This window comes from Pseudohalioglobus sediminis, from assembly GCF_008370495.1.
GTDB lineage: Bacteria > Pseudomonadota > Gammaproteobacteria > Pseudomonadales > Halieaceae > Halioglobus.
Genome location: NZ_VTUX01000001.1, coordinates 173,474 through 196,040, shown reverse-complemented (window position 1 = coordinate 196,040; position 22,567 = coordinate 173,474). Strand labels below are relative to the sequence as shown.

The 22,567-nt window shown below is 62.2% G+C and carries 16 protein-coding genes and 3 pseudogenes; 11 read left to right on the top strand and 8 right to left on the bottom strand.

Annotation, left to right across the window (positions count from 1 at the left end):
• Positions 1-20 precede the first annotated feature (20 nt).
• The gene (locus tag F0M18_RS00840; protein WP_262500787.1) at positions 21-977 is read right to left on the bottom strand and encodes a magnesium transporter CorA family protein; all 957 of its coding nucleotides are present in this window, start codon (positions 975-977) and stop codon (positions 21-23) included.
• A gap of 205 nt (positions 978-1,182) precedes the next feature.
• On the opposite strand from F0M18_RS00840, the gene F0M18_RS00835 reads away from it, so the two are divergent.
• The 6 genes and pseudogenes from F0M18_RS00835 to F0M18_RS00815 all read left to right on the top strand — a co-directional run bounded on the left by F0M18_RS00835 (position 1,183) and on the right by F0M18_RS00815 (position 7,084).
• Entirely contained in the window at positions 1,183-2,046 is an 864-nt protein-coding gene (locus F0M18_RS00835; protein ID WP_149609491.1) for a mechanosensitive ion channel family protein, read from the top strand.
• 6 nt (positions 2,047-2,052) lie between these two features.
• Complete coding sequence (gene ptsP / locus F0M18_RS00830) at positions 2,053-4,290, top strand: phosphoenolpyruvate--protein phosphotransferase (protein WP_149609490.1); 2,238 nt, start codon at positions 2,053-2,055, stop codon at positions 4,288-4,290.
• 14 nt (positions 4,291-4,304) lie between these two features.
• Positions 4,305-5,228: pseudogene (locus F0M18_RS00825) on the top strand (ATP-grasp domain-containing protein); the annotation flags it as partial.
• A gap of 9 nt (positions 5,229-5,237) precedes the next feature.
• Positions 5,238-5,528, top strand: a complete 291-nt coding sequence (locus F0M18_RS20070; protein ID WP_394349381.1) for a cation:proton antiporter regulatory subunit — start codon at positions 5,238-5,240, stop codon at positions 5,526-5,528.
• Entirely contained in the window at positions 5,525-5,998 is a 474-nt protein-coding gene (locus F0M18_RS00820) for an ATP-dependent zinc protease family protein (protein ID WP_149609488.1), read from the top strand. Before F0M18_RS20070 ends, F0M18_RS00820 begins: the two co-directional genes overlap by 4 nt.
• A gap of 30 nt (positions 5,999-6,028) precedes the next feature.
• Positions 6,029-7,084, top strand: coding sequence for a succinylglutamate desuccinylase/aspartoacylase family protein (locus F0M18_RS00815; protein ID WP_149609487.1), 1,056 nt, complete (start codon positions 6,029-6,031; stop codon positions 7,082-7,084).
• Here F0M18_RS00815 and F0M18_RS20165 read toward each other — a convergent pair.
• The 3 genes and pseudogenes from F0M18_RS20165 to acnA all read right to left on the bottom strand — a co-directional run.
• Positions 7,085-7,798, bottom strand: a pseudogene (locus tag F0M18_RS20165) (L,D-transpeptidase family protein); the annotation flags it as partial. It abuts the gene before it with no gap.
• 153 nt (positions 7,799-7,951) lie between these two features.
• Positions 7,952-8,578 (bottom strand): annotated as a pseudogene (locus F0M18_RS20160) (hypothetical protein); the annotation flags it as partial.
• A gap of 168 nt (positions 8,579-8,746) precedes the next feature.
• The gene (gene acnA, locus F0M18_RS00805) at positions 8,747-11,485 is read right to left on the bottom strand and encodes an aconitate hydratase AcnA (protein ID WP_149609485.1); all 2,739 of its coding nucleotides are present in this window, start codon (positions 11,483-11,485) and stop codon (positions 8,747-8,749) included.
• A gap of 116 nt (positions 11,486-11,601) precedes the next feature.
• Between acnA and F0M18_RS00800 the strand changes: the two genes are divergently transcribed.
• Positions 11,602-12,954, top strand: a complete 1,353-nt coding sequence (locus tag F0M18_RS00800) for a class II fumarate hydratase (RefSeq protein WP_149610078.1) — start codon at positions 11,602-11,604, stop codon at positions 12,952-12,954.
• Positions 12,955-13,080: 126 nt separating this feature from the next.
• A complete protein-coding gene (locus F0M18_RS00795) occupies positions 13,081-13,368 on the top strand; it encodes an encapsulin-associated ferritin-like protein (protein WP_149609484.1) in 288 nt (95 codons plus the stop codon).
• A 90-nt stretch (positions 13,369-13,458) separates the two neighbouring features.
• Here the strand turns inward: F0M18_RS00795 and F0M18_RS00790 are convergent, their stop codons facing one another.
• Positions 13,459-13,935, bottom strand: coding sequence for a MarR family winged helix-turn-helix transcriptional regulator (locus tag F0M18_RS00790; protein WP_149609483.1), 477 nt, complete (start codon positions 13,933-13,935; stop codon positions 13,459-13,461).
• Between the two features lie 169 nt (positions 13,936-14,104).
• Between F0M18_RS00790 and F0M18_RS00785 the strand changes: the two genes are divergently transcribed.
• Genes F0M18_RS00785 through F0M18_RS00775 form a run of 3 tightly spaced genes read left to right on the top strand, consistent with a single transcriptional unit; the run spans position 14,105 to position 18,809 of the window.
• Positions 14,105-15,871, top strand: a complete 1,767-nt coding sequence (locus tag F0M18_RS00785; protein ID WP_149609482.1) for an N-acetylglutaminylglutamine amidotransferase — start codon at positions 14,105-14,107, stop codon at positions 15,869-15,871.
• 53 nt (positions 15,872-15,924) lie between these two features.
• On the top strand, positions 15,925-17,646 hold the full coding sequence (gene ngg / locus F0M18_RS00780) for an N-acetylglutaminylglutamine synthetase (protein ID WP_149609481.1): 1,722 nt from the start codon (positions 15,925-15,927) through the stop codon (positions 17,644-17,646).
• On the top strand, positions 17,643-18,809 hold the full coding sequence (locus F0M18_RS00775) for an osmoprotectant NAGGN system M42 family peptidase (protein ID WP_149609480.1): 1,167 nt from the start codon (positions 17,643-17,645) through the stop codon (positions 18,807-18,809). Before ngg ends, F0M18_RS00775 begins: the two co-directional genes overlap by 4 nt.
• A 101-nt stretch (positions 18,810-18,910) precedes the next feature.
• On the opposite strand, the gene F0M18_RS00770 is transcribed toward F0M18_RS00775, so the two are convergent.
• The 3 genes from F0M18_RS00770 to surE form a co-directional block, all read right to left on the bottom strand.
• Complete coding sequence (locus F0M18_RS00770; protein WP_149609479.1) at positions 18,911-20,374, bottom strand: FAD-binding domain-containing protein; 1,464 nt, start codon at positions 20,372-20,374, stop codon at positions 18,911-18,913.
• On the bottom strand, positions 20,371-21,312 hold the full coding sequence (locus F0M18_RS00765) for a GIY-YIG nuclease family protein (RefSeq protein ID WP_149609478.1): 942 nt from the start codon (positions 21,310-21,312) through the stop codon (positions 20,371-20,373). The genes F0M18_RS00770 and F0M18_RS00765 overlap by 4 nt, the downstream gene beginning before the upstream one ends.
• 193 nt (positions 21,313-21,505) lie before the next feature.
• On the bottom strand, positions 21,506-22,429 hold the full coding sequence (gene surE / locus F0M18_RS00760) for a 5'/3'-nucleotidase SurE (protein WP_149609477.1): 924 nt from the start codon (positions 22,427-22,429) through the stop codon (positions 21,506-21,508).
• Positions 22,430-22,567 lie beyond the last annotated feature (138 nt).

Genomic DNA, 22,567 nt, shown 5'->3' with positions numbered 1-22,567 from the left:
GCGCTGTCCTCGCGATGACCTCATAGCCACCTGACGCGGCGGAACAGGATGAGCAGGGCGACGGTCAGCGTGGCCATGAATCCGAGCACCACGAAATAGGCATAAGGCCAGCGCAACTCCGGCATAACCTCGAAATTCATCCCGTAGATGCCGGCGATAAAGGTCAAGGGCACAAACAGCGCCGAGATGATGGTCAGCACCTTCATGGTCTGGTTCAGGTTATGCGAAGACAGCGAGATATGGCCCTCTACCAGGTCTCCGCATAACTCGTAGTACATCTGGCACAGGCTGTGCAATCGCTCGCAGCGGTCGTAGACGTCCCGGCGCACGTGCTCCAACTCTTCCCCCAGGTGCGGGAACAGCTGTTGCGGCAAACGCAGCGCCTGCTCGGTGATGTCCTTGTGATAGCTGAAGGTGCGCCTGAGTTTGCGCAAGCGGGTACGGTAGGCAACCAGCGCTTTCATGTCCTCTTCGGAATGCTCACTGAGCAGGCCGTCCTCGAGATCGCCGAGGCGGTCCTCGAACTCGAGCAGGGTGTCGAGGTAGCGTCCGCAGGCATAGTGCAGCAGCATCAGCGCCAGTTCCCCGGGCGCGCGCGGGCTGGGCTCACTGGATTGCCTGTTCCAGATGTGGTTGACGCTGATCGACGCCTGCCGGTGAAACGTGATCAGGAAGCGCTCACCGGCCCACACGGCGATCTGCTGGTGCTCAACCTCGAGGGTGGCGTCCATGCGCGCGATACCGCGAAACAGCAGGAAACAGTGCTCATCGAAGGCTTCTATCTTCGGCGGGTGGCGCATGCGAAAAGCATCATTTATCGCCAGCGGGTTGCAGCCCATGGATTCGAGCAGGGCCCTGCTGTCCTCACTGGCGCTGTCCTCTATATCAAGCCAGAGCCAGTTCGCCTGGTCGTCGCGCCACAGTGACAACAGTTCTATGCCACCTTCCTGGCGGACGCCGTCGTTGCTTGTAAGCACGGTTCTTATCATGGCGGGCCCCGAAATCAGTTGTTAACAATAATGCGACAAGGCGTTGCGCACGCGAGCACGAAAATTGTGATAAAAAGTGCCAAACATGCGCTATTCTCAACAGCCCCCGGTTGCAACAGACTCGCGCCCGGGCGCGCCGGGCCCACGGGGGTGTTGGCGCACACACGCAGAAGACATGAGCAGGTCCTGAGGCATGGAAGAAATCAAGCATATCATGAGCGTTCAGCTTTTGAGCGTCGGTGAACACAGCCTGACCCTTGGCCAGCTGTTGTCTGTGGCCCTGTTCACCGTGATTGGCGTTTGCGTGGTGATATGGACCAGCAAGCTGGTGCGCTCGAAACTGCTCGCCCGCAAGGTCAATGCCGATGCGGTGCAAATGATTTCCCGGGCCTACATCGTCATCGGTTTCGTGGTGCTTGGCGTCATGACGCTGGATTTCCTCGGCATACCACTGGCGGCGTTCGCGTTCATTTCCGGCGCCATTGCCATCGGCGTCGGCTTCGGTGCGCAAAACATCATCAACAACTTCATCAGTGGCTGGATACTGATGTGGGAACGCCCCATACGCATCGGTGATTTCCTGGAAATGGGCGAGGTGCGGGGCACGGTCGAATCCATCAATACGCGATCCACGTGTATCCGCCGGGTAGACGGGGTCCACCTGTTGGTGCCGAACAGCTACCTGTTGGAAAACACGGTCACCAACTGGACGCTGATCGACCGCCTGGTGCGCACCAGTGTGCGCGTCGGTGTCGCTTACGGCTCTGATATCAACCTGGTGACGCAGCTACTGCGCCAGGCGGCAGAGGAACATGCCCAGGTGCTGAAGGATCCTGAGTACTCGGTGATTTTCGATGATTTTGGCGATAACTCACTGATCTTTGACCTCAACGTCTGGGTGCACGCCACTGCCGAGCGCAGCCTGCGGGTGATTCGCAGCGACCTGCGCTACCAGATAGACGCACTGTTCAGGGAGCACGAGGTCGTTATCTCCTTCCCCCAGCGAGACGTACATCTCGATGGCAAACTGGTGCTCGAAAACGCCGGGGATCGTTGACCCGCCATGTCGGTATTCTCGTCGCTGACGCGCATTGTGCAAACGGCTGTAGAGGCCGAGAGCCCCGCTGTGCAGGTGAATTGCATTGTCGATGGTATCCAGCAGGAAATGGCCGTGGACGTGTGCTCGCTGTACCTGCGCAGCGAGCGCGACGAACTGGTGCTGGTGGCCAGCCATGGCCTCGACGTCCGCGCCGTAGGCAAGGCGCGCCTGCCTGCGGGGAGGGGACTGGTAGGCGAGGTGGGCGCGTCACTGCATCCGGTGAACGTGGTGGAGCCCGCAGCACACCCCGCCTTCGAGCTCATTCCCGGCAGCGGAGAAGAGCAGTATCACAGCTTCTGCGCGGTGCCGTTGGTACGGCGCGGCGCCATGATTGGCGTGTTGGCGGTGCAACGCCTGGCGCCGCGCGCCTTCAGCGCAGAGGAAGAAGGATTCCTGGTGACGCTGGCGGCGCAACTGGCGCTGGTGGTGGCCAACTGGGATGACTGGCACCTGGCGGCAGATTTCTCGGCGCGCACGGTAACCGGGCTTGCCGGTGCCCCGGGTATCGGTGTCGGAGCCGCCCGGCTGTGCGAGGTTCCCGACCTGTTCAGCGTGTCCGAGCAGGCCTGCGCCAGCATTGACGATGAACTCCAGAGCTGGCGTGCCCTGTTAGCGCGGGTGCAGGCTGAGGTCGCTGCTGAGCGCGATGCACTCGACCTGGGTCTGTCCCATGAGATTGCCGGGATATTCAACGCCTATCACATGCTGCTTTCAGATCCGGTGCTGACCGAAGGCGTTGCTGAAGGTATCCGCGCGGGCAAGAGTCTGCCGTCGGCGCTGCGTGCGACGGTGCAGCATTTTGCCGACCTGTTCCTGGCAATGGATGATCCCTATCTGCGCGCACGCCATGAAGACATCCGCCATCTGGGTAATCGGCTGTATGCCTCGCTGCTGCAGAGCACGGACACCAAACCACTGCAAACAGATGGTCCCGTGGTGCTGGTGGGGGCTCACGTCAGCGTCTCGGATATTGCCGCCATCCCCGCCGAAAAATTAGCCGGCGTGGTGTGCTTCCACGGCTCCCTGCTTTCGCATACTGCTGTGCTGGCCAGCGCCCTGGGCATTCCGGCGGTGATGGCAGTGGGGGAGTTGAAGGATGTTGCCGAGGGCGAAACGATGCTGGTGGACGGGCACACCGGCAAAGTGGTACTGCACCCGGATGCCCTGTTGTGCGATGAATATGAACGCCTGCGCACCGATGAGCTCGCATTCAATCATCAGCTGGCCGAACTGCGGGATGCACCGGCGATTACCCGTGACGGGGTGCGGGTTGAGCTGTTCGCCAACAGCGGGCTGACCGCAGATATCATGCCCGGCCTTATCAATGGCGCCGAGGGCCTGGGCTTATACCGCACGGAAATTCCCTTCATGGTAAGGGAGACCTTCCCCTCGGAGGATGAACAGTGCGCGCTGTACAGTGAGGTCATTGCCGCCTACACCGACAAGCCCGTGTACATGCGCGTACTGGATGTGGGGTCGGATAAGCCGCTGCCATATTTCCCAATCAGCGAGGAAAACCCGGCGCTGGGCTGGCGCGGTATACGCTTCTGCCTGGATAACTCACCACTGCTGCTGACCCAGATCAGGGCGATGCTGCGTGCCGGTGTCGGTCATGGCAACCTGAATATTATCCTGCCGATGGTGAGTTCATTCTCGGAACTGCGCGACTTCCACGTGCTGGTGACTGAGGCGATGGCCCAGCTCGAGAGCGAAGGTGTGCAGACGCAGCGCCCGCGCATGGGTATTATGGTCGAAGTGCCCGCGGCGATTTCCCAGTTGCCGAAATGGCGGGAGCTGATTGACTTTGTTTCCATCGGTTCCAACGACCTCAGCCAGTATGTGCTCGCGGTAGACAGGAACAATCCGCGCGTCGCCGGCCGCTATGACCACCTGCATCCGGCCGTTATCGCGGAGATCGAGCGCATAGTGAGCATTGCCGGGCAATTGCAGCTGCCCGTGAGTTTGTGCGGAGAATTGTCATCAGATCCCCATGCGGTGATACTGATGGTGGCTCTGGGAATGCGCCGCCTGAGCATGAGCGCTGCGCGCCTGCCCCTTGTAAAGTGGCTGCTGCGGGCGATGGACACACGCGAGGCGAAACGTGTCTACGATGAAGCGCTTGGCGCGGCCGACGCGGATGCCGTGCGCGCGATCACGACAACTTACCTGACCCGCCTGGAATACCCGGGTGTGGTCCACTAGAGCGGAAATAAAACATGAAACTAGCAATATTGTCCTGCAGTCCGCAGGCTTACAGTACAAGGCGCCTCAAGGAGGCGGCAGAACAGCGTGGACACCGGGTGAAGGTGCTCAATACGCTCAAGTTCGCCATTGACCTGGACCGGGGTAACCCGGACCTGTATTACCGGCAGAAACACCTCAGCACCTATGATGCGGTGCTGCCGCGTATCGGCGCCTCGATCACCTATTACGGCACGGCCGTGGTCAGGCAGTTCCAGGAGATGGACATCTTCTGTGCCAATACGGCACACGGTATTACCAACTCACGTGACAAACTGCGCAGCCTGCAGATCCTCAGTCGCCACCATGTCGGCATTCCCCGCACCACTTTCGTGCGTGACAAGAAAGACGTACTGCCGGCCATCAAACGCGTCGGCGGTGCGCCGGTCATTATCAAGCTTATCGAGGGTACCCAGGGCATTGGCGTGCTGCTGGCAGAGTCGGAGAAGCAGGCTGAGTCAATAATCGAGCTCCTGCAGAGCCAGAAGCAGAACGTGTTGATCCAGAAGTTTGTTGCCGAGAGCAAGGGCAAGGACGTCAGGGCGTTTGTGGTGGGCGACCAGGTGGTAGCGGCCATGCGGCGCGTGGCCCAAGGCCAGGAATTTCGCAGCAATGTGCACCGCGGTGGTATCGCAGAGCCGATCGACCTCGATGAACAGTACCGGGAGACGGCGGTGCGTTGCGCCCAGATACTCGGCCTGCGCGTGGCCGGCGTGGACATGCTCGAGGGCAAGGACGGGCCGCAGGTCATGGAAGTCAATTCCTCGCCCGGCCTGGAAGGCATAGAGAGCTGCACTGAACTCGATATTGCCGGCGCGGTGGTCGATTATATCGCCGCGCAGGTGGATTTCCCCGAGATCGACCTGCGCCAGCGGCTCACCGTCAGCAAGGGTTACGGGGTTACCGAGATCTTTGTGCCCGAGGGTTCCAAGTTTATCGGCCAGACGATTGTGGAAACCAAATTGGCCGAGAGCGATATCAATGTGCTGACTCTTTATCGTGGCTCCAAGGTGATTCCCAACCCGCGCGCCGGACGTGTGCTGGAGCCCGGCGACAAACTGCTTTGCTTTGGCAAGCTGGAGGCCATGCGCGGCATGGTGCCCGCCCGCACCCAACGCAAGCGCCGCCCGGTGGTGCAGGAACTGGATACGCAGTTGCTGGATGGGCAGGCGGGTGCTGATAGCGGAAGCGGCGAATGAGTACAGACAAGCCAGTTCTCGGCTGGCGCGAGTGGCTCAGTTTTCCCGGCATCGGTATCGCAGCGATCAAGGCCAAGGTGGATACGGGGGCGAGGACCAGTTGCCTGCACGCCTACTATGTCGAACCGTTCGAGCGCGACGGCAGTCACTGGGTGCGTTTCGGTATCCACCCGCAGCAGGGTGATACCAGCGAGGAGGTTCATTGTGAAGCCCCGCTCAAGGACCGGCGTGTGGTGCGCGACTCGGGCGGGCACGAGGAACTGCGCTACGTGATCGAAACGGAGATGGTCATCGGCGAGCACCGGTTTACCTCGGAAGTCACCCTGACTGACCGGGACACCATGAAGTTTCGCGTGCTGCTCGGGCGCACCGGCATTGGCGAGCACTATTTGGTTGACCCGTCGAAGTCCTATGTCCAGGGCCGGCGCAAACGCAAGGTCAAGCGCGGTCAACGCGCCGTAAAATCATGACGTACCAGCCAACCCCGGCGGAGAGTGAGTGTGAGTGAATTTGTCGTTGGCGGCGTGTCCGTCAGCCCCGGTCAGCGCGTGACTGTCGATGTGCCCGTGGCACCCATGTACACACATGATGACCTGTCGATCTCTGCCCAGGTGGTCCGCGGCAAGCGGCCCGGTCCGGTACTGTTTATCAGCGCCGCGATCCACGGTGACGAAATCAATGGTGTGGAGATCATCCGCCGCCTGCTGCAGCACCGTTCCCTGAAGCATATCAAGGGTACGCTGATCGCCATTCCTATCGTTAACGTCTATGGCTTTCTCAACCACACCCGCTACCTGCCGGACGGGCGCGACCTGAACCGTTCCTTTCCCGGTTCCGCCAAGGGCTCTCTGACCGGCAGGGTGGCACATACCTTTGTGCGTGAGATCGTGCGCAAGTGCACGCACGGTATCGACCTGCATACCGGAGCCCGTCACCGCAGTAATTTCCCCCAGATTCGTGCCGACCTGGACGATCCTGTGGCGCTGGAGATGACGGAAGCCTTTGCCGTGCCGCTGGCGATAGATGCCAAGATACGCGACGGTTCCCTGCGCGAGTGCGCCGGCGATGCCGGTATCCCGGTTATCCTGTACGAGGCCGGCGAGGCGCTGCGCTTCGAGGAGGTCTACATCCGCGCAGGCGTGAAGGGCATCATCAATGTGATGCGCAGTATCGGTATGTTGCCGAAATCACGCAGCAGGAAGCCGCCGCGCAAGCCTATTGTCAGCGACCAGACCAGTTGGTTGCGTGCCCCCGAAAGTGGCATCCTGCGCACCTTTGTGCCGCTGGGCGCCAAGATCGAGAAGGGCCAGGTTATCGCCATGGTTGCCGACCCGCTTGGTTCCAGCGAGACCCCGATCGTCGCGCCTGAAAACGGTGTGGTCATTGGCAGGACCAACCTGCCGTTGGTCTACGAGGGCGACGCCACCTTCCACATCGCCCAATATGGCCGCAGGATGGCAACGGTGGAAAAACACGTGGAAAAGTTCCACGAGGAGCACCAGCCCGCGGAACAGGCATTGCCCCCCGAGGCGGACGCGGAAGCCCCCATCGCCTGATCAGGGAGCGCCGTCGCCGGCGTACAAGGCCTGTTCCAGCCGCTGGTCGCGGCTGTAAATATCCGCTGCAAAATGCAACGCGCCTTCCATGTCCACCCAGGCCGTTTCATAGGTCAGGTGTACGTCCATTGGTCGGCTCAGGTTTTTCACCGTGCGCTCCTGGCTGTCCAGCACGGCCTGGATATCTTCCATGCTCCAGCGCGTATCGTCATCGTTGAACTGCAGAATCCAGGCCGCCAGGTCAGCGGGCTCCGACAGGCGAATGCAGCCGTGGCTGAAACTGCGCGCGGCCCTGGCAAACAGGTCGTGATTGGGGGTGTCGTGCAGGTAGACGCTGTGCTCGTTGGGGAAGATGAACTTCATGGTGCCGAGCGCATTCCAGGGTCCGGGATCCTGGCGAAACTTGAAACGTCCCGGGTTGCTGACGTTGTTCCAGTCCACGCTGCGCGGGTCCAGCTCTTTGGCGTCCCAGCCCCAGCCATCAAACACGCGGATGTGCTTGCTTTCCAGGTAATTCGGGTCCTTGCGAATCCTGGGGATGGTCTCGTGGCGGGCGATACTCGGTGTCAGGTTCCAGTAGGGGTTGAACTCGATGTAGCGGATACGGTCGCTGAACACCGGGGTCTCGTGGTGCAGTTTGCCGACAATGGCACGCATCTCCAGGCGCGGCTTGTCGTCGAGTACGGCCTGCACGTCAAAGCCGGCGATATCCACCATCACATGCGGGTTGCCGAGATCGTGGCTCATCCAGCGCCAGCGTTCCATGTTGATTTCTATCTGCCGCAGTCGCGATGCTGCGCTGACGTTCAGGGCGGCCACGGTTTGCGCACCGGCAACGCCGTCAGGTGCGAGACCATGATAGAACTGGAAGCGGGTAACCGCCTCAACCAGTTCCGGGTCAAACACTTCCGATATCATTTCGGCACCGGTGTATTCTCCGGTAACAGCGAGGCGCCGGCGCAACGCTGCAACCCGCGGATCGCTGTCACCGGGGTGTAGTGTGGCGCCAGTGCTGACCTGCGGCCAGCCACCGCTGGCGACCAGTGCCTGGTAGCGGGGCAGGGCATTGCGCAGGTTGCGATAGTAGTAGTGCTGCGGGTGCAGTGCATCGAGGTACTTTGCGGGATCGCCAGCGGCGAGAAAATCGCGTACTACCTGTACCGGGTCCGCGCGCCCGGTACCCGCTTCCGCAAACAGATCCGGATGCGACGCGCGCGGTTGCTCGCGACCGTTGGAGATGTCATTGACCCAGGCCAATAGTGCCAGCGTCAGCAGTATGTCCAGCCTGGCCAGTTCCTCTGCCTGCCGCGCATCCCATGCTTCCTGCAAGGCGTCCAGGTGATAGTCACGCGGATACAGGCCGTGACTGCGGGCATCGCTGATTGCGTCGACCAGGGCGCGGGCATGAATACCGGTGCCGACATCGCTGACCCAGAGTGGCTGCATGGCGAATTCGTGATAGACAGCGTAAAGCTCACGGTCTTCAGCCGCCATGCTGATCTCTTGTGAATCGAAGCCGAGTACTTCAGCCGGAGCATTGGCCAGACGTGCTGCCAATGCTTCGGTCAAGCCGGGGGAGGCACTGGCGGCGGGCTGCGCCAGCAGCAGCAAGCACAGCCCGAGCGTTGTGGTGAATCTACCAAAGAGCATGCATTGTCCCCGTTATTTTGCCGCCAGGTCGCGCAACACATAGTGCAGGATGCCACCGTTGGCGAAGTAAGCGAATTCGTTGGGCGTGTCGATGCGGATCACCGCCTCGAACTGCGAACTGCTGCCATTGCCGCGTTGTACGGTCACCGTGACCGTGTCCTGCCCCGGTGCAACCGCGGGGATGCTGAATGCCTCGGTGCCATCGAGCTCCAGCGAAGCTGCGCTGTCCCCCGCCGCGTACTGCAGGGGCAGAATGCCCATGCCGATCAGGTTGGAGCGGTGGATGCGCTCGTAACTCTCGGCGATCACTGCGCGGACGCCCAGCAACGCGGGCCCTTTTGCCGCCCAGTCCCGGGACGAACCGGTGCCGTACTCCTTGCCCGCCAGTACCACCAGCGGCACATCCTGCTCGCGGTAGCGCTCCGCCGCGGCGAAGATCGACATGACCTCGTCCGTTTCAAAGCAGGTTGTCCAGCTGCCCTCGGTGCCCGGCGCCAGTTCGTTGCGCAGGCGCACGTTGGCGAAGGTACCGCGCATCATCACCTCGTGGTTACCGCGCCTGGAACCATAGGAGTTGAAGTCCCCGGCCTCGACGCCGTTGGCGATGAGGTATTCGCCTGCCGGGCTGTCAATGGCGATCGCCCCCGCCGGGGAGATGTGGTCAGTAGTGACGCTGTCGCCGACCTTGACCAGGCAGCGCGCCTGCTCGATGCCCTGGGTGGGCTGCGCCGCTGCCGGCATACCGTCGAAGAACGTGGGTTTGCGCACATAGGTGGAGTCCGGCCAGTCGAAGAGCTCACTGTCAGCCACCGGCAGTTGGTTCCACACCTCGTTTCCGGTGAACACGTCGGCATAGCGGGACTTGAACATATCCGGGTTGATGTGGCTGGCGATGAGCTCATTGATTTCAGCGCTGCTGGGCCAGATGTCGGCCAGGTAAACCGTGTTGCCCTCGGCGTCTTCGCCGAGCCCATCCTTGTACAGGTCCACGCCCATGTTGCCCGCCAGGGCGTATGCGACCACCAGCGGTGGCGAGGCCAGGTAATTGGCGCGCACGTCCTGGTGGATGCGGCCCTCGAAATTGCGGTTGCCCGAGAGCACCGAGGTCACCAGCAGGTCGCCGGCATGAATGGCATCGGTAATGTCATCGGGCAACGGGCCGGAGTTGCCGATGCAGGTGGTGCAGCCATAGCCCACCAGGTAAAAGCCCATCGCTTCCAGGTCTTCCAGCAGGCCAGTCTGTTGCAGGTACTCGGTCACCACCTTGGAGCCGGGTGCCAGGCTCGTCTTGACCCAGGGCCGGGTACGCAGGCCGAGTTGACGTGCCTTGCGTGCCAGCAGTCCGGCCGCGATCAGTACGGCCGGGTTGGAGGTGTTGGTACAGCTGGTGATGGCGGCTATCACCACGGCGCCGTGCTCCAGGTTGAACTGTTCTCCGTCGCGGCTGACCGGTACTCCCTGGGCGGCCTCCCTGGTTTCCACCGCGGGGCCGCCTTCCTCCGCCCAGTCCTGCTCCTCCGGACTCACGGCGCGAAGGTCATGGTATTCCTGCAGCACCTGCTGGAACGCGGTTCTGGCGCCGGTCAAGGGAATGCGGTCCTGGGGGCGCTTGGGGCCGGCCAGGGACGGCACCACATCACCCAGGTCCAGGGCGAGCTCCGCCGTATAGCGGGCCGGGGCGCTGTTTTCGTCATGCCACATACCCATTGCCCGCATGTACTGCTCAACCAGTTGCAGCTGGCTTTCATCCCTGCCGGTAAGCCGCAGGTAGTTGATGGTTTCCTGGTCCACCGGAAAGATGCCACAGGTGGCCCCGTACTCGGGCGCCATATTGGCGATCGTTGCCCGGTCGGCGAGGCTGAGGTGGGCCAGGCCGGGCCCGAAAAACTCCACGAACTTGCCGACCACGCCGTGGGCACGCAGGGCCTCGGTCACGGTGAGCACCAGGTCGGTGGCGGTGGCGCCTTCCGCCAGCTCGCCGGTGAGGCGGAAGCCCACCACCTGCGGAATCAGCATGGTAACCGGCTGACCGAGCATGGCGGCTTCCGCCTCGATGCCGCCCACACCCCAGCCCAGAACGCCCAGGCCGTTGATCATGGTGGTGTGGGAGTCGGTGCCCACCAGGGTGTCGGGGTAGGCGAGGCTGCGCTCATCCTGCTCGCGCGTGAACACACCCCGCGCCAGGTATTCCAGGTTGACCTGGTGCACAATACCGGTGCCTGGGGGTACCACCTTGAAGTTGTCAAAGGCCTGCTGGCCCCAGCGCAGGAAGCGATAACGTTCCAGGTTGCGCTGTATTTCGACCTCGGTATTGCGCTGCAGTGCGTCGTCAGTGCCAAAGTAATCAACCATTACCGAGTGGTCGATAACCAGTTCAACGGGTGACAGCGGGTTGATGCGATCCGGCTTGCCGCCCAGTTCTATCATGGCGTCGCGCATGGCGGCCAGGTCGACAATGGCCGGCACACCGGTAAAGTCCTGCAGCAGCACACGTGCCGGGACAAAAGCAATTTCCTGTGACGGCGTGGCTTGCGGGTCCCAATTGACCAGGGCCTGCACATCGTCGTCGGTCACGAAGTCCTCGCCGCCATGGCGCAGCAGGTTTTCCAGCAGGATTTTCAGCGAATAGGGCAGGGTGGAGGCCCCGCTGGCGCCGGTGTCGCCCCCGGCGTCAAGGTGGTCGAATGGGTAGATCGTGTAATCACCTGCGTTTGTGCTCAGTGCCTGTTCACGGCTGTAGCGCGTGCTCATCGAAAAGACCTCCAAAATTCAGCTGCCCGGTATAGGGCAAGCTATGCTATCAGTAAATGCAGTGGTAACTATAGCAGGGGGAAGTCATCGTGGATTATCGAATCGAGCGCGACAGCATGGGTGAGGTCAAGGTGCCGAAGGACGCCCTGTACGCAGCGCAGACCCAGCGCGCAGTCGACAACTTCGGCCTGCGGCAACGCAGGATGCCGCCGCGCTTCGTGCACAGCCTGGCGCTGGTCAAGCAGGCAGCGGCGCGCGCCAACCGGGACTGTGGCGTGCTGGAAGGCGATATCGCCTCGGCTTTGGACAGGGCGGCCACGCGGGTAGCTGCAGGGGAATTCGATGAGCAGTTTCCGGTATCACTGTTCCAGACAGGCTCTGGCACCAGCACCAACATGAATATGAACGAGGTGCTGGCGCACCTGGCCAGCGCCAGCTGCGGCCATGAGGTGCACCCGAACGACCATGCCAATTGCAGCCAGAGCAGCAATGATGTCATTCCCAGCGCGATCCTGGTCACCGCGGCGCGTGCCCTGGAAGAGCAGCTCGCACCCGCGATGGCGGCCCTGGAGTCGGCGCTTGCCGAGCGGGCGCAGGATTTGCACGACCTCACCAAGACCGGCAGGACCCACCTCATGGACGCCATGCCGCTGACCTTTGGCCAGGAGATCAGCGCCTGGGCCAGCCAGGTAGAGGAGTGCCGGCAGCGCTTCGCAGATTTACGTCCGCGCCTGCTCAGGCTGCCGCTTGGGGGGTCCGCGGTGGGCACCGGTGTAAACGTGCCGGCGGGCTACGCCAAGCGGGCGGCAGAACACCTGAGCGACATCCAGGGGCAGACGTTTTCGCCAGCGGATAACGCGTTTGCGCGCATGGCGGGCCAGGATTCGGCGCTGGAGTGCTCCGCCTGCCTGCGTGCGCTGGCGGTTACCCTGAGCAAAGTGAACAACGACCTGCGCTGGATGTCTTCGGGGCCGCTGTCCGGGCTAGCTGAGATATCGCTGCGGCCGCTGCAGCCCGGCTCTTCCATCATGCCGGGGAAGGTCAATCCGGTACTGCCCGAGGCGGTGTTGATGATCTGTGCGGAAGTCATCGGTGACGATGCCTGCGTTGCGCTGGCCGCCCAGTCGGGCAGTTTCCAGCTGAATGTGATGCTGCCGCTGATCGCCGCAAAACTGTGCAGCGGTTTCGAGACCCTGAGCTGGGCGTGCGTCGCTACCGCGGAGTCCGTGGCGGGATTTACCGTCAATCGGGACAGGGTTGAGGCAACGCTGGCCAGCAATCCCATCCTGGTCACGGCCCTGAACCAGCGTATCGGCTACGAGGCAGCTGCGGTCATCGCCAAGCGCAGCTACGCGGAACGGCGGCCGGTGCTGGATGTGGCCGCAGAAGAAACCGGACTCGATCGCGCGGAACTGGAGCGTTTGCTCGACCCCTACCGGCTGACGCAGAACCCCGACAGTAAGGCCTGAGGGGTCTCGCCGGGAATTTTTTGTGCTGGTGTCCGCCGCTACAGCGAGATGTTGCTATACTTTTTTACCGTGCCCGACGGCGACGCCGCCGGGCCTCACCACCCCACCTGTTGCAAGGAGATATACATGTCGAACGAGGGCTACCACGAGCCGATCGAAGAACTGTCAGACGAGACCCGCGATATGCACCGGGCCATCGTGTCGCTGATGGAAGAACTGGAGGCCGTGGACTGGTACAACCAGCGCATGGATGCCTGCAAGGATGACGAGTTGCGCGCCATACTCAAGCACAACCGCGACGAGGAAAAAGAGCACGCTGCCATGGTGCTGGAGTGGATACGTCGGCGGGACCCAACCTTTGACAAGGAATTGAAGGACTACGTGTTTACCGACAAGCCTATCGCCCACGAGTGACAGGCAAGCGCCGCCGGCATTGCCCGGCGGCAGCTTCTCCCCCGCCACCGTGCACCGTCTGGTGCCGCCCACCGCGCGCGACACGCGCTGTTAAATCGGTTTCTGCACGTCCAGCAGCGGCGCCGCCTCAATTTTATCGGCGTCCATCATCGCCGCCACTTTTTCCAGTGCGTCCAGTATCGATTGCTGCTCTTTTTTCCCCAGCGACTCAAAGCGTTCAATAAAGGTCTCATGCAGCAGCGTGGGTGAGGCTGCCAGGGTCTTGCGCCCCGCCTCGGTGAGGCGGGCATTGACCACGCGCTTGTCCTGTTCATTGCGAATGCGCTCCACCAGCAGGCGCGACTGCAGGCGATCAAGAATCGTTGTCACCGTGGCCTGGCTCAGGGAGACATGGTCGGCGATGCGCCGGGTGGTGACGTCCCCCTGTGACTCGATTGCGCGCAGCACCACCAGCTGCGGGATAGTCAGGCCGCAGTCCTTGACCATGCGCCGGGATTGCATATCAGTAGCCCGGATAATGCGCCGCAGCGACACCAGCACACCCTGCCAGGCGGGGGTTTCAGCCATGGGAAGTCCTCCTTGATAACAGTGCGCATCATGCCACAGCTGGCTTTAATTTGACCACTAAACATTAGAGCTGTTAGTATATTGGGCATGAACATGTGGACGAATACTCTCACCAGTTCATTCCCTTCTTACTTTCCCTAATCATCCAATTGAGGTTCAGGCTGACTTTATGTGTGGCATTGCAGGTATTTATCATTTTGACGGACAGCAACCGGACAGGGGCGCAATCCAGCGCATGACCGACACCCTGGCTCCACGCGGGCCGGACGGCTCGGGCGTGCTGGCCCGCGACCATTTTGCACTCGGTCACCGGCGCCTCAAGGTCATCGACCTGAGTGATGATGCCAGCCAGCCGATGAGCGATCCCGACCTGGGCGTTGACCTGGTATTCAATGGTTGCATCTACAACTACAAAGCGTTGCGGCGCGAGTTACAGGCACTCAATTACCGCTTTTTTTCCACTGGCGACACCGAGGTGGTGCTGAAGGCGCTGCACGCCTGGGGCGTGGAGGCGGTGGAGAAATTTAACGGCATGTTCGCCTTCGCAGCCTTTGATCACAACACGGGGCGCTTTGTCATCGGCCGCGACCGACTGGGTATCAAGCCGCTCTATGTGGCCGAGTCCGGAGGCCGCCTGGCTTTCGCCTCGACCCTGCCAGCCCTGCTGGAGGCAGGGGATATCGACACCGACATCGATCCGGTGGGCCTGAACACCTACATGAGTTTTCACTCGGTGGCGCCGGCGCCACACACCATTCTCCAGGGCGTGCGCAAGCTGCCGCCTGCCACCGTGCGCACCTACTACCCTGACGGGCGCCGCGACAGCTGGTGCTACTGGAGCCTTGAGGTGGGCGGCGACGAAATCGAGGGCAGCTTTGAAGACGTACAGCAGCAGTTGCTGGATGTGATGCGCACGGCGGTGAAACGGCGCATGGTGGCGGATGTTCCCGTTGGAGTGCTGCTCTCGGGCGGCGTGGACTCCAGTCTCATCGTGGCGTTGCTGGCGGAACAGGGCCAGTCTTCGCTGAGCACGTTCTCGGTGGGGTTTGAGTCGGTTGGCGATGAGGCGGGCGACGAGTTCAAATATTCCGATCTGGTTGCCTCACAGTTCGGTACCGACCATCACCAGATTCGTGTGCCCACCAGCACCCTGCTGAACAAGCTGCCCGCTGCCATAGACGCCATGTCAGAACCGATGGTGAGCCATGACAACGTCGGTTTTTTCCTGCTGTCCCAGGAAGTGTCCCGGCACCTGAAAGTGGTGCAGTCCGGCCAGGGCGCGGACGAGATTTTTGGTGGTTACCACTGGTATCCGCCAATGCTGGACAGTGACTCGCCGGTGGATGATTACATGGCGGCGTTTGCTGACCGCGATTTCGATGAATACGCCAGGACTGTCAACAGCGACTTCGTGGCCGAGGATTTCGCCCGCGCTTTTGTCGAGTCGCAGTTTGCCGGGGAGGGCGGCCGCAGGCCGGTAGACAAGGCGCTGCATCTCGACACCACGGTGATGCTGGTTGACGACCCGGTAAAACGCGTGGACAACATGACCATGGCTTTCGGGCTGGAGGCTCGCGTGCCCTTCCTGGACCATGAGGTTGTGGAATTTGCCGCGCGGGTGCCAGCCAGCATGAAAGTGGCCAACGGCGGCAAGCATGTGCTCAAGGAAGCGGCCCGGAAAGTCCTGCCCAAGGCAGTGATCGATCGTCCCAAGGGCTATTTCCCCGTCCCCGAACTGACCTACATACGTGGCCCCGTTCATGAATACGTCAGCGATGTGCTGGATTCGAGCAGGGCGCGCAATCGCGGCCTGTTCAACCAGTCTTATGTCAACACCCTGCTGGATGAACCGGAGGAGCACATCACCCCGCTCAATGGTTCCAAGTTGTGGCAGGTCGCCTTGCTGGAAAGCTGGCTGCAAAGCCACAGCCTGTAGCGGACAGTCGCGCAGTGACACGCCACCGGAAAGACAACAGAGAGATATCCAACATGCAGAATACAGAACTGGTATCACTGAAGAACTGGGGAACGCCACCGCCTGATGTGCGCGCACTGGCTGCAGCCGAGGCGGTGGTGGATTGTGGCTGGGGCCGGCTGCTGTTCGGGCAGACGTTTTTCTCCAGCAGCAGTCTTGCCGACGAACTGCGCCGCGAGCAGCCTGGCTGCCGCGACGTGGCCCTGTACATACGCGATCCGCAGGTGATCATCGCGCAGGCGCCGCAGGAGTTGTTCATCGATCCGTCCTATACCTTCCGCCTGTCACTGCAGCAGACCCTGCAGGATGGCAGTGCAGCCGGTATTTGCATAGAAGCGCTGCAAGACGAGTCGGCGCTGCGAGAGGTAAATCGCATATACCTGGCCCACGGCATGGTCCCGCTGCGGGACGACTTCTGTGACGCGATTGGCGAGCGCGATGACATGCTCGTCCTGGTCGCCACGGATACCAGCACCGGCAAAATCGTGGGCTGCGTTAACGGCGTTGACCACTACCGCGCTTTTTCTGATCCTGACAATGGCTCCAGCCTGTGGGCCCTGGCAGTGGATTCCCAGTGTGCCAGGCCGGGAGTGGGCAGCGCATTGCTGCTGGGTCTGGCGCAGCGCTTCCAGCAGCGTGGCCGCGAGTTCATGGACCTGTCTGTCATGCACGACAACGAACAGGCGATCGCCCTGTACCGCAACCTGGGCTTTGAGCAGGTGCCGGTTTACTGCGTCAAGAATCGCAACGCCATTAATGAACCGCTGTACATCGGTCCGCGCTCAGACGATGCCCTCAATCCTTACGTCAGGGTGATTACCGATGAAGCCTATCGTCGCGGCATCGCTGTCGATGTGGTGGACCCGGAGGCGGGCCTGTTCGATCTCAGCCTCGGCGGCCGGACCATTCACTGCCGCGAGTCACTCACGGATGCGACCAGTGCGGTGGCCGTGGCCCGCTGCGATGACAAGGCACTGACACGGCGCCTGCTCTCCGGCGCCGGCATCCAGACGCCGGAGCAGGTGTCGGTGGCGAGCACTGACGATGCCCTGAATTTCCTGCACCGGCACGAGCGCATTGTAATCAAGCCGGCGCGGGGTGAGCAGGGTACCGGAGTGGCGGTGGACCTGCGGGACGAGGCCGAGGTATGCGCGGCCTATGCCAGGGCAGCGCAAACCGGTGAGCCGGTGCTTGCTGAGCAATTCGTGACAGGCGAGGACCTGCGCGTGGTGGTCATCGACAACGAAGTGGTGGCGGCGGCCGTGCGGCGACCGCCAACGATTATCGGCACCGGTCGGCACACGATTCGAGAACTGCTGGCGAAGCAAAGTCGCCGCCGGGAAGCGGCCACGGAAGGAGAGAGCCGTATTCCCCTGGACGAGGAAACGACCCGCTGCATCACCAGGGCCGGATTCAGCCTGGAAGATGTGCTGCCCGCCGGTGAGTCGGTGGCGGTGAGAAAGACGGCCAACCTGCATACCGGCGGTACTCTGCACGACGTCACCGATGCCTTGCACCCGCGTGTGGTCAGGGCGGCATTGAAGGCTGCCGCCGTGCTGGATATCCCGGTGGTAGGCCTGGACTTTATCGTGCCCGCACCGGAGTCCGCCACCTACGTGGTGATCGAGGCCAATGAGCGCCCGGGGCTGGCCAATCATGAACCCCAGCCCACGGCGGCCCGCCTGCTGGACTACCTTTTTCCGACATCCAGATCCTGCGAGGAAACCCGAGCATGAAGCCTGTACCCATCGATACTGATTACATACGCGAGACCCTGCTGGCCCTGCTGGCCATACCCAGCCCCACGGGCATGACCGACGACGTGGTGCAATACTGCTGCCAGCAACTCGAGGCACTGGGCATCGACTACGAGCTGACGCGTCGCGGCGCGATTCGCGCCACGCTGCCGGGCAGGGACCACGCGCATGACCGGGCCATCGTTGCGCATGTCGACACACTGGGTGCGATGGTGAAGAACCTGAAACCCTGTGGTCGCCTCGAGGTCGTGCCTATTGGTACCTGGCCGGCGCGCTCTGCAGAGGGCGCAAGGGTCACGCTGTTTGCCGATCACGGCCGACGCTTTCGCGGCACGCTGTTGCCGCTGAAGGCCTCCGGGCATGTGTATAACGAGGGCGTTGATGAACAACCCGCCAACTGGCAGAACCTGGAGTTGCGGCTGGATGAGGACATTGCCAGCCGTGAAGATGCCAGCAAACTGGGCCTGCAGCCGGGGGATTTCATCGCCGTCGATCCGCAGCCGGAGTTGCTGGACAACGGCTTCTGGGTATCGCGTTTTCTCGATGACAAGGCTGGCGTGGCCGCCCTGCTGGGCGCGGCGAAAGCGGTCGTTGAGAGCGACGTGGAGCTGCCGATGGATTGCCACCTGTTGTTCACGGTATCTGAAGAGACCGGCGTGGGCGCCTCACACATTTTACATGGTGATGTCGCCGAACTGATCGCCGTGGATAACGGCACCATTGCGCCCGACCAGAACACCTCGGAGTACGGCGTGACCATTGCCATGCAGGATTCCAGTGGTCCCTTCGACTATTACCTGAGTCGACGGCTCAGCGGTATCTGTGACACCTTCGAGATCGATCACAGCCGGGATGTGTTCCGGTTCTACCGCAGTGATGCTGCCGCGGCGCTGGAAGCGGGCAACGACATCCGCACCGCGCTGGTCTGTTTTGCTCTCGACAGCTCTCACGGCTATGAGCGCACGCACCGGGACTCGGTAGTGGCGGTGGCGAGGTTGCTGTCACTGCATATGCAAACCGAAGCCCTGTTTGAGCGCGACCGGGACGTGATCGGGCCACTGGAGGATTTCCCAGAAGAACAGGTGGAGTGGGAAGACAGCGAACTGGAAGACGTTGCCACTGCCTCCGCAGAGGTGGCCTGAATGGTCGGGACGCACAGCTTTCGTGACCCGTCGTTGCCGTGATGATGGATAACGCCGGCCGGAGCGCTGCCCGGGGCCTGCCTACCGGCTGACGGTTGCGCTCACGGTTTCCTTCGCGGCTGCCTTTCCACATGCCGGTTCAGTATACGCCGGCTTTCACTGACCACCTCGCTGTGCTCGCGCATCTGCCACAGGCGCTCGCGTGCCCGGCGGTAGCAGCTGGCCAGGTCGATTACCGGTTCCGGATAGCCCTGCAGCCAGGTAAGGCGCTCAATAGTCGTGGCTTCCCACGGCGCGTGCAGCAGGGCATCAGGTGCATCGCGCAATTCAGGCAACCAGTGGCGGATAAAGCGGCCGTCGGCGTCGTGCTCCCGCGACTGCTTGACCGGATTGTAGATGCGGATGGTATTGGTGCCGGTCACACCCGCCTGCATCTGCAATTGCGCGTAGTGAATACCGGGCTCAAAATCCAGGAACAGGGCTGCGAGATGGGTCGCGGCATCTCGCCAGTGCTGCCACAGCAGGTGGCAGAAATAACTGACTAGCATGGCGCGGGAGCGAAAGTTGATGTAGCCCGTCTGCGCCAGGCAGCGCATGCTGGCGTCGATGGCAGGAAAGCCCGTTTGCCCGGTTTTCCAGGCCGTTTGCAGCGTCGCATCGGCCGGCCTCGCCAGTTCACGATAACCGCGATTGATATCCTCGAATTCCATGCGGCACTCCATCTCGAACTTCTGGATAAAGTGGCAGTGCCAGTGCAGGCGGGATTCGAAGGCCGCCATCGAGCGCTCCCAGCCATAGCGATGTCGGGTGGCCTCCAGTGCCTGGTATACCTGGCGTATGGAAAGATTGCCCCAGGCCAGGTAGGGCGAAAGTCGGGAGCAGTGCTCGCGACTGGCCTCGAAACTCGACACGTTACCGGAATAGGCCCGTCCGCGCTGCAGCAGGAAGCTGTCCAGGCACGCCTGAGCAGCGGTCGGGCCGCCGCGCTGGAAGTTGTCGTCGCCATCTGCCCAGGGTGCATCATCGCGACGCATCAGTAGCGCCGCACTGGCGCCGTCCGGCTCCAGCCGCACTGCCTGCAGTTTATGAAAATCGGGTACCGACTGTGGACTATGCATGATGTCGCGCCACTGGCGGTTCCAGCCACGGCGATCGCGGCGACCGCGTTGAACGCCGTTGCTGGGACTTTCCTGCCAGCAGATCCCGGCGTCAGCGGCGAAACGTGTAACCGCCTGGTCGCGGGCGAAGGTCAGTTGCAGGCCGGTCTCTTCATAACTGTAGATTGTGGCGATGCCCAGTTCGCGGTGCAGGGTGCGCAATACTGATTCAGCGTCGCCGAGGAATACATGGACGCGGGCGTTCCAGCGCTGCAGTTGCTGATTCAGGTCGCGCAGGGATTCGCCAACAAAACGCCAGTGGCGCGAGGAATAGTGCGCATCCTGCATCAGCTCCGGCTCAAAGCAGTAACACAGCAACACCGGTCTGCCGGCACGGATCGCCTCGGCCAGTGGTGCGTGGTCCTGCAGGCGCAGGTCACGCTTGAACCACACCACGGAAATGCTCATGAGCTCGCCGCGTCAGCCCAGGCAACGGGGTCGCCGGTATCGAGGCTGAACAGTCGCGCCTCGCCATCGCGCAATACGCCGCGCAGAATCCGGTAGGTGTCGCGATCGAACATCAACCCTGCTTCCGTGCTGGCGCGGCGGGCGCTGGCGATGCCGGTAAAGGTGCCCAGGTACATCCAGTTGTGTAACAGGTGCCATTCTTCCGCGGGCTGGCAGTGCAGTGGCGCTGCCGGTGCCTCGCGCAGCAGAACCGGACCCGGGCACGGCCAGGCCGCCAGCTGGCGCGACTCCAGCGCCTGCAGCAGCCTGGCATTGTGCTCCGCCGCGGTTTCTTCCCCGGCACAGGCACCGCGGCAGCGGCCAATCTGGCGCTGGAAGCAGGGGCCGCGTCCGGATTCCAGGCCCAGCGTAAGTGGGCACAGCATTTCCGCGCGCGCCAGGCGTTCCAGCGCCCGGCGCGCATGATAGCGGCTGCCAAAGTGTCCGTAGGCCGCGCGAATGTCGGCGGCGTCATCGGCGAAGCAGCACAGTTCCGCGCGCAGGTAGTCGTTGGCGGCGGGCTCCAGCGTGATCGACCAGAGACGGCGCAGCGCGCGCTGGCGACGATTGAACTGCGGCAGTTCCTGCTTGATAGCGGCGTTTTCCAGCAGCAGGGCGCCTGCCTCCCCGGCAGTGGGCCGACAATCTACCCGCTCGGTGGCGCGCAGCAGGCGATGCTGGCGGGTGTTGGGCGCCTGCGGGCCCAGGTGTGTGCGAATACGGTCGCGCAGGTTGATGCTTTTGCCGATGTACAACGCTTGCCCGGCCGCATCCAGAAAGCGATAAACACCCGGGCAACGCGGGGGCGATTCAGCGGGGCGCCCGGAAATGGTAAAGGTGATGTGTTTCATGACAGATGACGGAGGTCGCTGGCTGGTGCGTGTTGGCGGGTCGTCCATGTGGAACTTACGCGCGAGCAGGATATCTGGATTGTGCAGTTTCCAAATCCTGGCAGGGAATGAAGTATGGCAGTGTGAGCAGGGGTGACAGCGGCACCGCAGGGGTGCCGTGAAGTTGTGTTACCAGCGGCTGATCAGCGGGTGATGGCGCCAAAAGGAGCCCGCCCGCAACGGGGCGGGCGTGGAGGAGGGGTTAGTCCGGGTACTGGCGCAGGTAGTCGCGCAGGCCCTGTGCCTTGGCGTTCAGGTAGGGCTGGACCACGACGACAGTAATGAAGCCTTTGGCAAACCACTCCTGGTCTGAATTTGGCACGTCCTCGCCCTCGAACGGTGTGACACCGGCCAGGCCGCCGCCCGTGGATTCGCCGACTTCGATATCGAAGCAGCCATCGCAACCGAATACCACGCTGCGCAGTGAACCGCCCAGCAGCGGCGCCTCACCCTGGCGTGCCACTTTTACCCCTTTCGGTTCTACCGGCGGATAGTTGATATTCAGCGCACGACCATTGGGGATCAGGGTAGAACTGCCGCGCACGAAAGCGGGGCGCTGCTCGAGATAGTCAATGTAGTCGACGATGAAATCCGCCACCTCGCGGCACGCCGGGCCGAGTTCCTCACCCTCGTTGCAGCGATCGTCTGTGCTCACGGCAATAGCGGGGATCGACACGCCACCCACGAACAATCCGGCAGCATGCAGGGCTGCGCCCACGGTGCCCGAGGTGTAGGTGGCCGCCGCCAGGTTGGCGCCACTGTTAATGCCCGAGACCAGCAGGTCAGGCATCATGCCGGTCTGTTCCTCGACCAGGCTGAGGCCGATGGCGCCGGCGGTGGCCGGTTCGGCGCCGGTCTCGCCGTCATCCAGCGCTACCGAGTACTGGTTTTCCGCCTGACGGGTAATTTCCACCGAGCCGATGTTGATTGAGGTGCCGCTGCCGCTCTGGCCGTCCAGTGGCGCGACCAGGATGACATTGTGGCCGGCGCCGGTGAGGGACTCATAAAGCGCCTGAATGCCGGGTGTGGACCAGCCGTCGTCGTTGGTGAGGGCGATGTTGAGCGCCGAAGCCGAAGCGGAGGCGGCCAACAGGCCTGCTCCAAGGAAAAGATTCTTATAATTCATGGCGGATGCCTCTTTTGGGATTCTTGTGGAGTATAGACCGACGCAGTGAATACCGCCGCGTTGTCCAGCCTCGCATTGTGCGGTACCCCCGCGGCCTTTGAAAGGCGAAGCTCCCTGACTGTTCTCGGCCAGCGGTCT

Excerpts from the sequence above, each read along its gene's own strand:
- F0M18_RS00835 (WP_149609491.1), top strand. The coding sequence starts at position 1,183 with ATGGAAGAAATCAAGCATATCATGAGCGTTCAGCTTTTGAGCGTCGGT.
- ptsP (WP_149609490.1), top strand. The coding sequence starts at position 2,053 with ATGTCGGTATTCTCGTCGCTGACGCGCATTGTGCAAACGGCTGTAGAG.
- F0M18_RS00820 (WP_149609488.1), top strand. The coding sequence starts at position 5,525 with ATGAGTACAGACAAGCCAGTTCTCGGCTGGCGCGAGTGGCTCAGTTTT.
- acnA (WP_149609485.1), bottom strand. The coding sequence starts at position 11,485 with ATGAGCACGCGCTACAGCCGTGAACAGGCACTGAGCACAAACGCAGGT.
- F0M18_RS00800 (WP_149610078.1), top strand. The coding sequence starts at position 11,602 with ATGGGTGAGGTCAAGGTGCCGAAGGACGCCCTGTACGCAGCGCAGACC.
- F0M18_RS00795 (WP_149609484.1), top strand. The coding sequence starts at position 13,081 with ATGTCGAACGAGGGCTACCACGAGCCGATCGAAGAACTGTCAGACGAG.
- F0M18_RS00790 (WP_149609483.1), bottom strand. The coding sequence starts at position 13,935 with ATGGCTGAAACCCCCGCCTGGCAGGGTGTGCTGGTGTCGCTGCGGCGC.
- F0M18_RS00785 (WP_149609482.1), top strand. The coding sequence starts at position 14,105 with ATGTGTGGCATTGCAGGTATTTATCATTTTGACGGACAGCAACCGGAC.
- ngg (WP_149609481.1), top strand. The coding sequence starts at position 15,925 with ATGCAGAATACAGAACTGGTATCACTGAAGAACTGGGGAACGCCACCG.
- F0M18_RS00775 (WP_149609480.1), top strand. The coding sequence starts at position 17,643 with ATGAAGCCTGTACCCATCGATACTGATTACATACGCGAGACCCTGCTG.
- F0M18_RS00770 (WP_149609479.1), bottom strand. The coding sequence starts at position 20,374 with ATGAGCATTTCCGTGGTGTGGTTCAAGCGTGACCTGCGCCTGCAGGAC.
- F0M18_RS00765 (WP_149609478.1), bottom strand. The coding sequence starts at position 21,312 with ATGGACGACCCGCCAACACGCACCAGCCAGCGACCTCCGTCATCTGTC.
- surE (WP_149609477.1), bottom strand. The coding sequence starts at position 22,429 with ATGAATTATAAGAATCTTTTCCTTGGAGCAGGCCTGTTGGCCGCCTCC.